At 41.8% G+C, this 9,213-nt stretch carries 8 protein-coding genes and 1 pseudogene; 4 read left to right on the forward strand and 5 right to left on the reverse strand.

The window, feature by feature from the left end; genetic code table 11:
• Positions 1-852 (forward strand): reverse transcriptase domain-containing protein (locus KQI87_RS16615; RefSeq protein ID WP_253292486.1); only part of this gene is annotated, 852 nt, incomplete at its 5' end.
• Between the two features lie 448 nt (positions 853-1,300).
• Here the strand turns inward: KQI87_RS16615 and KQI87_RS11440 are convergent.
• The 5 genes from KQI87_RS11440 to KQI87_RS11460 all read right to left on the reverse strand — a co-directional run bounded on the left by KQI87_RS11440 (position 1,301) and on the right by KQI87_RS11460 (position 5,885).
• The gene (locus tag KQI87_RS11440; protein WP_216460255.1) at positions 1,301-1,843 is read right to left on the reverse strand and encodes a group II intron maturase-specific domain-containing protein; all 543 of its coding nucleotides are present in this window, start codon (positions 1,841-1,843) and stop codon (positions 1,301-1,303) included.
• A gap of 65 nt (positions 1,844-1,908) precedes the next feature.
• Complete coding sequence (locus tag KQI87_RS17010) at positions 1,909-2,580, reverse strand: group II intron maturase-specific domain-containing protein (protein ID WP_330655802.1); 672 nt, start codon at positions 2,578-2,580, stop codon at positions 1,909-1,911.
• A 99-nt stretch (positions 2,581-2,679) separates the two neighbouring features.
• The gene (locus KQI87_RS11450) at positions 2,680-3,693 is read right to left on the reverse strand and encodes a site-specific integrase (protein ID WP_216460256.1); all 1,014 of its coding nucleotides are present in this window, start codon (positions 3,691-3,693) and stop codon (positions 2,680-2,682) included.
• On the reverse strand, positions 3,674-4,657 hold the full coding sequence (locus KQI87_RS11455) for a tyrosine-type recombinase/integrase (RefSeq protein ID WP_216460257.1): 984 nt from the start codon (positions 4,655-4,657) through the stop codon (positions 3,674-3,676). Before KQI87_RS11455 ends, KQI87_RS11450 begins: the two co-directional genes overlap by 20 nt.
• A complete protein-coding gene (locus tag KQI87_RS11460) occupies positions 4,650-5,885 on the reverse strand; it encodes a site-specific integrase (RefSeq protein WP_055154296.1) in 1,236 nt (411 codons plus the stop codon). The genes KQI87_RS11455 and KQI87_RS11460 overlap by 8 nt, the downstream gene beginning before the upstream one ends.
• A 571-nt stretch (positions 5,886-6,456) precedes the next feature.
• Between KQI87_RS11460 and istA the strand changes: the two are divergent.
• The 3 genes and pseudogenes from istA (at position 6,457) to KQI87_RS11475 (ending at position 9,181) form a co-directional block, all read left to right on the forward strand.
• A pseudogene (gene istA / locus KQI87_RS11465) lies at positions 6,457-7,993 on the forward strand (IS21 family transposase).
• Positions 7,986-8,747, forward strand: coding sequence for an ATP-binding protein (locus tag KQI87_RS11470; protein WP_216460258.1), 762 nt, complete (start codon positions 7,986-7,988; stop codon positions 8,745-8,747). The pseudogene istA and the gene KQI87_RS11470 overlap by 8 nt, the downstream one beginning before the upstream one ends.
• A gap of 158 nt (positions 8,748-8,905) precedes the next feature.
• Complete coding sequence (locus KQI87_RS11475) at positions 8,906-9,181, forward strand: hypothetical protein (protein ID WP_216460259.1); 276 nt, start codon at positions 8,906-8,908, stop codon at positions 9,179-9,181.
• Positions 9,182-9,213 lie beyond the last annotated feature (32 nt).

Genomic DNA, 9,213 nt, shown 5'->3' on the forward strand with positions numbered 1-9,213 from the left:
ACGAATTATGTTCTGGATGCGGATATAAAAGGATTCTTCCAGCATCTTGACCATGAATGGATTGTGCGTTTTATAGAATCAAGGATCAAAGACCCGAATATTATCCGCCTTGTCAGACGAATGCTGAAAGCAGGAATTATGAATAACTATGAATTTGAAGCAACAGAGGAAGGAAGTGGACAAGGTTCCGTCTGCTCTCCGATAATTTCCTGCATTTATATGCACTATGTGCTGGTATGGTGGTTCAAAGAGGTGGTAACGCCGATGTTAAAGGGATATGCAGGTCTGGTGGTCTACGCTGATGATTTTGTGGTGACATTCCAATACAAATCGGATGCAGTATGGTTCTATGAACACTTAAAACATAGAATGGGACACTTTGGATTAAGCCTTGAAGAAGAAAAGAGCAGGCTGATAGAGTTCGGACGATACGCAAAGGAAAGATGCAGTAAAAGTGGAACGAAGCCAGGTACCTTTACTTTCCTAGGTTTTACACACTACTGTTCCAAAAGCAAGAACGGTAGATTCAGAGTGAAGAGGAAAACCAGTAAGAAAAAGTTTGCGAAGAAATGTAGAGAAATAAATCAACTGATGGGACACATGAAAACATGGAAACTGAAAGAGATTACTGCTAAACTCAATCAGATACTGACTGGTTATTACCATTACTATGGAATCACAGACAATACAGAAAGAATAACAGCATTTCGATACCACGTAATGAAAAGTTTATTCTACTGTCTAAATCGGAGGAGTCAAAAGAAAAGCTACAACTGGGTAGAATTTCTGAATATGATAGATAACAGCTATCCATTGGTAAGACCCCGAATATATGTCAGTGTATATAATTGATAAATGTGAACGATTCGTTTTGCAAAGAGCCGGATGCGGGAAAGCCGCAAGTCCGGATTCTGTGAGGGGCGTACGACCGTAAGGGGTGCGTCTACTCGACCCAATGTGCGAAAGCTCTTTTGTGGATAATGCGAAAGAGCTTTTTTCTATGGTGGATAACTTTCCTGTATATTACGTTTAAATAGTGCAACCTTTTCGGAAATTCAAAGCACCTAACTCCTGCTTGTAACATGTGCATGCTTTTGCTATGACGTAGACCGTGTGGTGATACAGTTTCTGGTATCAGAGATGGATGCTCTTCTTTCGCAAGGTCTACATATTTGTTCAGTATATAAGAAAATTTCATGGGTCGAGTAGGTGTACCCCTTACGGTCGTACACCCCTCACAGAATTCCGGACGTGCGGCTTTCCCGCATCCGGCTCTTTGCGAAACGAATCGTTCACATTATCATTCGTATATATTGACATATATCCGGGGTCTTACCAGTGGATAGCTGTTATCCAACATATTTAGAAATTCTACCCAGTTATAGCTTTTCTTCTGGCTTCTCCGGTTCAGGCAGTAGAACAGGCTTCTCATGATGTTATATCGGAATGCCGTTATACTTTCTGTATTGTCCGTGATTCCATAGTAATGGTAATAACCAGTTAGTATCTGGTTAAGTTTTGCAATCATCTCTTTTAATCTACATGTTCTCATCTTCACTAACAGAAGATTTACTTCTCTGCACTTCTTTGCAAACTTCTTCTTACTGGTTTTCCTCTTCACTCTGAATCTGCCGTTCCTACTTTTGGAACAGTAGTGTGTAAAACCCAGGAAAGTAAAAGTGCCTAGTTTCGTTCCGGCTTTTCTGCATCTTTCTTTTGCATAACGCCCGAACTCTATCAGACGGCTCTTTTCTTCCTCGAGGCTTAATCCAAAGTGTCCCATTCTATGTTTCAGATGTTCATAGAACCACTCTGCATCCGATTTATACTGGAATATTACCACAAAGTAGGTAGACCCAAGGAACCTCCCCTTGAGTCCCCATCAGAACCGTACGTGAGCCTCTCGACTCATACGGCTCCCTCTCCAACAGATGGTAATATTCCAAATTTCCAGTGTGCAAACAAGTTTCTGTCTCTTCTAGCTACTGCACCAAGCCAGTACTCGGCTCTGCTTCTCGTGTTTTTCTTTTTATAACTTCGTCGTACCCATTTAATCAGACATTGATTGATATAACGCAACACCTCATAAAATTCTGACTTATAATAGTGTGTGTAGTAGTTAATCCATCCTTGCACTACTTTGTTTATCATGTTCCCAATATCTTTTAATGAGAGATCCGCCTTTAACTGTATCTTCCATCCTCTGATCTTCTGTTTCATAGCAGTTTTGGCTTTTTCACTGACCGCAGGCGTAAAGCCTACAAAGAACTTTCCTTCTTTATTCTTATTTAGCCTTGGTCTGAACGTATATCCCAGAAAAGTGAATTGAGTACAACTATAGTTTCGTGACCTTCGGTCATCCTTGCAGTAGACAATACGTGTCTTTTCTTTATTCAGTTCCAATCCAAACTGCTGAAAACGTTCTTCCAGTTTCTGCTTTATAAATACAGCCTGCTTGTACGATTGACAGTGCAGTACTCCATCATCAGCATATCTTTCCCACCAGATGTTCGGATATGCTTTGGTCATAAAGTCATCAAATACATAGTGAAGAAATAGATTTGCAAGCACAGGACTGATAACTCCTCCTTATGACGAGATAGATGTTATGCCGAGATACGCTCAGTATTCTTAGATTTTGTCAGTGTTTCTACTTGCGTAACTCGGCATAATACTTCTCTACTTTAAGGAATTTAAAAACTGTAAAAGATCTTTATCTTTGTTCCAGTTAGGAAAATCTCTTTCCTCAGTAACTTTTGGAGCAAGTGCATTAACCGCATCATTTTTCAGACGGTTATCAGCTCTCACGTAAACCATCGTCGTAGAAATATCCTCATGTCCGAGGAAATCTCTGATATAGACGATATTGATACCGGCTTCCAACATATGCATTGCTTTTGAATGACGGAACATATGACAATGTACATGTTCTGGGAATGTTGCATCTTTTTTGCGAATCGCATCTACATATTTTTTTATGATATAAGAGATACCATCGCGGTCAATCTTTCGATGATAACGGTTAGTGATCAAAAAATCAGTTCCAACAGCATATGAACGGTACCGGCTAAGATAGTTTTCGACAAGCTTTGCTGTCGCGTCTGCTATCACGACTGTACGATATTTGTTGCCTTTTCCATGTAATCTTACGGTTGCAACAGAACCTAACGATATATCAGCTATCGTGATATCGCATAATTCCTGAACTCTGCACCCACTGTCATACAAAAGTGTCAGGATCACCCTGTGTCGGAAACCGGTATGGGAATTAACATCCGGACTGTTTATAAGTGATGACATCTGTTCCACAGTCAGGAAAGATACTTCTTTCGGTGCAGCCTTTTTTGCCCTGATCCCGGAGACATTCTGTAAAGGGGCAATGTACTCGATATGTTCCAGCTGTGCATAATCACTGAATGCTTTCAATGCAGCCAACCGTTGATTTGCTGCAGGTATACCAGCCCCATTGTTTCGGTACCATTCCAGGAATTCAATCACCAGTTCACGTTTGAAGTCCTTGATATAAAAAGAATTCGGAGAGGTTTCTTTTTCTTCTTTAAAAAACCGAAGGAACAGTTTCAAAGTGTCTCTGTAACTGAGAATGGTATTCCTGGAATAACATCTATGATGCGGCAGATAGTCCGTTAAAAATCCTGTGACCAAACAGGCAAAATCAGTAGAATTCGTGTTCATTGATAACTGCCTCCCTGATCAGATCAGGAAAAGATTCCATCATCCGTTCTTTTATATATGGAAAACGTTCCGCCGTAAGTTTTAGATAATACGCTGTTTCCTCAAAACTTTCATGCCCAAGCATTGTACGCATATATGGAAGATACGCAATCAGGTCTTTTCCTTCATCGCTCCATTTGCGGAGAAGATTTACGCAATAAGTATGGCGGAAGTCATGGATACGGGGACCTTTTCCAGTGTGAGAGATCCCAGCCTGTTCCAGATAGCGCCTGAAATTTTTATATACATTTCCTAAAGTCATCGGTCTTCCCGGAAGCAGCATAAAGAAATATTCATCATCGGATGAATGGGCATGGATATTTTCTTTTAATTCCTTGCATTTATCTGTAAGTAAAGGATAGATGGGGACATACCGCTCTTTATGATTTTTGGCCTCGTGAATAGTGATATATCCTTCTCCGAGGTTGATATCACGGATTCTGGCAAGGCGCTGCTCTGAAACGCGCATTCCACTGGTGTACAGGATACGGAAAAAAACCGGCATCACATCAGCACGATACGGGCAGGAATCCGGCACCGACTGACTTCTGTCAACTGCATCAAAAAAACTTTGAAGTTCTTCATCTGTGTAAATATGTGCATCGTATCTGCTCCTTTTCCGGGTGATTCCTTTCGGCGGAATATGTGCAGGAATCCCGATATCGTTGAGATATCTGCAGAAAACCCGCATGACACTGATACGGCTCGCCTGATTTGTGACAGTTTCATAAGTCCTTTTTCTGCACCATAGGTCACAAAGCTCTTTAGAGATACGCTTTTCGGAAAGATTGTTTTCACATAAAAAGGTGTCAATGCGTCGCAAGGAGCCTGCTTCTGATTCATAAGAGAATCCAAGTGCACGTTTTAATGCTATAAGATCATGGATCTCCTCTTGAAAAATGCTGTTATAGATTTCTTTATCCATGGCAGAATTCCTCCGGTGAAAGCACACATTCGGCCAGTTTCTGCAGATCTGTCTTCAGATAAACAGCCGTTACATCAGAATCAGAGTGCCCAAGGATATCTGTAATGACCGGAAGCGGTGTCTCCATTTCCAGTAGCATGGAGCCGGCAGAATGTCTTAAGGAATGAAAGCCGGAGTGCTTTTTTGTACGCTGGTCGATACCTGCTTTCCTCATGTATCTTACAAGCTGTTGCTGCATATGGTTTTCATTGCCGATAGGATCAAATGGCGGCATATGTTTCAGGAACACCTGATCCGATTCGTAGTACTGAGGTCGCCCATTTTTGATATAATCGATCACCGCCCAGCCTACCGCATCAGGTATTGGCAGAGTTAATGGTTTATGTGTTTTATGCTGTATGAGAGACAGCTTTTTATCTTCCCAGTTAAAGTTTTGGAAACGCAGGTTTTTGATATCTCCAATCCGAAGACCAAGAACACATGCAAGAAGGATCATTGCATAGTCACGTTTTCCGATAGGGCTGTTCCGATCAATGACCGAAAGCATTGCTTTCAGTTCATCAAGTTTCCATGCAGAAGGTATTTTGGCACTTTTGGAAACAGCAGGCATATGGATCTTTTCAGCATAATCAGTGGAGAGTATTCCGATAGAATAAATAAAACGCAGAAAATGTCTGATCCCGCAAACATTCTGTTCTATGGTCTTAAAACTATACCCTGCCAGCGTTTTCAGATAAGAATTGCAAACATCCATAGTGATATTTTCTATAGTTCCAATCTTCCTCTGCTGAAGATAGTCCATAAAAGCCCTGGAAATCCCTTTATAATGTCCGATTGTACTTGCTGACAGTTCCGTAGAATTCAGAAAATCTAAATAATCCGTATATAAATTTAAATAGTACGCATTCAACGTAATAGGATTTTTTGAGGCATAGTATCTTCTGGTAAGCACCTGATGCAAACGGTAATCTTCCAGCATATGCACAACACGGAGCAATTGGACTCTCTGTTGGGAAAGCGTTCCATTATTATATTTCGTAATGAAGCCGTATTGTTTTTCGAGATATTTAAGTCCCCGTTCCATATCGTATTCGGTATTTCCGTACTCTTCCGTAAGAAAGCACTGGATCTTATTCCATTCACCTTCATAAAAGCGGATGGTTGCAGAAGAATAGTTGTTTTCCTGCAACAGTTGTTTTAGTCCTTCTGTAATCATTTCAAGATTCATGAGTTTCTGACTCCTTTCTTTTTTTATGATTACAGAATAACAAAGTGTAGCATTTTTGCTTGTATTATGCCGAGATAAATTTAAAGAAATTCCGTATTTACGCAGATAATCAGCGTTAACTCGGCATAACGTTTATCTCGTCATAAGGTGGATTATGCCGAGCTCGGCATAATCCTCCCTGAGGTGTTCCTGACCTGCGTTCAGCAATCGAGCCATCACTCATGATGAACGGCACTGTAAGCCAGCGTTTTATATAAAGTATCAGCCATTTTATTTGCGTATGTTTCTCAACCATGTACATCAGATATCCATGTTTGATGTTATCAAAGAGCCCTTTTGTTTGTTGTAAAATAAAAATGTAGAAAGTTGCAAAACAAAAATGTAGGTGATTGCAGCTGCATTTTGTAGGTAATTGCAAAGCATCAGAATCCTAGGAACAGGCGGCGCCGGATGGTAGCTCCTAAGTTGGATCTAATGCAAAAATCCATTGCAGACATACAGATAATCAATTACCCTTGTCTTTGTTGTAAGCCAAAACATCAAAGATAAGGAGAAAAGGAGTATGACTACAATGGATCAGATTCATCGTATCAGAGAACTCTTCTATGAGCAAGGGAAAAATCTGAACGAAATTGCAATCATCATGAACTGCGACTGGCGTACAGTACGCAAATATGTGGATATGGAAGATTTTAGCAGCCCACCACCAGCTCCCCTTAGGAATGAGGAACACAGTTCCAAACTTGATCCTTTCAAACCGCAGATTGACAGTTGGATGGAAGCGGATAAGCTTGCTCCACGAAAACAGCGCCATACTGCCAAAAGGATCTACAAGCGCCTGAAAAGCGAAAACCAAGATTTTTCCTGCAGCTACAGACTGGTTGCCCTTTATGTCAGACAACGGAAAGAAGAACTCAATCTTAACAAAACAACTGGTTACATTCCTCTTGAGCACAGACCAGGTGAAGCACAGGCCGATTTCGGTACAGCAGATTTTTACGAAAATGGGAAACTCCACCACGAAGCAAAATATCTTGTACTCAGCTTCCCATACAGTAACGGCGGCTTTTTCCAGCTTAATTTATGGAGAAAACATGGAATGCCTGCTGGAAGGTCTGGTTGCCATATTTGAGCACATAGGCGGCGTGCCCACTGAGATCTGGTTCGATAACACAAGGACTATTGTAACGAAGATCATAAAAGGTGGCGGCCGGAACATAACAGAACGATTCCAGCGTTTCTGCGAACACTACCGGATCAAACCCCTGTTCATGAACCCTGAGTCAGGATGGGAAAAGGGAAATGTGGAAAATAAAGTAGGTTACCTGCGCCGTAACCATCTTGTCCCAATCCCCAGGTTTGATGACCTTACAGAGCAAAATAAGCAATTTCTGGTATGTTGCGAAACAGATATGCAGCGTGAACATTATGAGGACGGCAATGGTCGCTTCATCCGTGAACTTTTTGAAGAAGATGTTGCGCATTTGCGCCCGCTTCCCTCCGTCCCATTCGACACAGCAAACTATATAACTGCGAAAACAGATAAATACGGAAAGTTCACCCTGGATGCAGGAAAGCATCGTTATTCAGCATCTCCTGTCTTCTGTGAATCTATTGTAAACCTGAAGATCACATCAGCATCCGTGACTGTCCTGGATAAGGATATGCATGAAATTGTATGCCACAAACGGCTTTACGGAAGCGACCACGAAAGCATGGACTGGGTACCGTATCTTGCTTATATAGCCAGGAAGCCACGTTCCCTGCGTAACAGCGGCATTTACGATATGATGCCGCAAACCATGCGGTTGTATATGGACAGCTGCGAAAGTAAGGATCGTGGGCGTATCCTTAAGGTACTTGCAGAGCTTACAGAACGTACCGGATTTACCAGTGCAGTCAATACTGTCAACGAAGCTGTACGCATGAATGCGACTGATCCGGATAGTCTTGAAACCCTGTACAGGCGGACTTATGCGGATGTTCCAGTCCTGCCGCCTCTGGATTCCGGTCCTGATATTCCAAAACAAAGGATCATTCCCTTTAGAAATGATCTTCAGAAACTGGATGCCGCCCTACACAAAGGAGGTGCCTTCAATCATGGCTGAAATAGAAAATTCTATTGCGCAATGCTGTAAGCAGCTGAGGCTGTCCACGAACTTTGCCGGACAGGCACTTACGCTGGAAGGAGATACCCCACAAAAGTACCTGTTAAACCTTCTGGAAAATGAGATCAGCTACCGTATTGAAAAAAGAAAAAGTAAATATCTTAATACAGCCGGTTTTCCACGCAGATACCGGGCAGAAGAATTCAAAACAGATGAAATTGATTTTCCTGATGGTATCAGTTTTCAAAGCCTGCTTGACCTGGATTTTTATCATGCCGGAAAAAATGTCATCATGTACGGAGGTACAGGAACCGGCAAAACGATGCTGTCAATACTGATCGGGATGTCGGCCTGCAATCAGGAGATCCCAGTCAGATTCTATCGCACTGCAGGACTGATCAACCTGTTTTCTGAAAGTCAGGGAAAAGGTACGCTCAGTACGTTGAAAAAGAAATTAAACAGCGCACAGATCCTGATCCTGGATGAATTCGGCTATGTTCCATATGACAGGAATGGTTCGCAGCTTCTGTTTGACTATCTGTCTGAGATACACGAGCAGAAATCTGTCATCCTGAATACGAACCTGGAATTCTCCCAATGGGTGAATGTTCTTTACGACCAGCGGATGACAACGGCACTGATCGGCAGGCTGACCCATCATGTAGAACTGATCCTGTTTCCTGGTGTCAATAACCGATTACGGGAATCCAGCATTAATGAAACACTTTCAAAGATCAACAGTCAGAATGGGTAAATTGCCCTAAAGTAAAGTCTGCTTCTGCGCAGGCAAAATATTTAAAGAATGTCTGCAATGCCCTTTTAAATAGCTGGCAGGTACCATGACTGCCAGCCGGGCTTGCAATTACCTACAAAATGCAGCTGCAACGACCTACAAAAAGTTTTTGCAATTTTATGCAAAAAGGTCTTGCAAAAAACAGCCGTAAGGAAGACGATATCTTTTTAAATTTAGAAGCTCTCTGTGAAAACAAAGTCGAAACAGCTGACCGGTCTGAGGAAGCTATAAATCGAAATGACCGTATAAAAGCCATGGAGAACATGGTACATTCCCTGATCAGTGACCGGTTACTGGAACTCAGTAAGTATGTATTGCTGGATCCAATTGGCAAAAGAATACTGATCGACAAAAGTTCAATGCAGACTGATGGATATCAGGTGCTCATTAATTAGGAGGCAGATATGAGATTTAGAAAAAATGTGCC

It is taken from the genome of Blautia sp. MSJ-9, from assembly GCF_018919065.1.
GTDB lineage: Bacteria > Bacillota > Clostridia > Lachnospirales > Lachnospiraceae > Blautia_A.

Bases quoted from the DNA above. Each gene is read 5' to 3' on its own strand.
- KQI87_RS11475 (WP_216460259.1), top strand. From the start codon at position 8,906: ATGCAAAAAGGTCTTGCAAAAAACAGCCGTAAGGAAGACGATATCTTT.
- KQI87_RS11450 (WP_216460256.1), bottom strand. From the start codon at position 3,693: ATGAACACGAATTCTACTGATTTTGCCTGTTTGGTCACAGGATTTTTA.
- KQI87_RS11470 (WP_216460258.1), top strand. From the start codon at position 7,986: ATGGCTGAAATAGAAAATTCTATTGCGCAATGCTGTAAGCAGCTGAGG.
- KQI87_RS11460 (WP_055154296.1), bottom strand. From the start codon at position 5,885: ATGAATCTTGAAATGATTACAGAAGGACTAAAACAACTGTTGCAGGAA.
- KQI87_RS11455 (WP_216460257.1), bottom strand. From the start codon at position 4,657: ATGGATAAAGAAATCTATAACAGCATTTTTCAAGAGGAGATCCATGAT.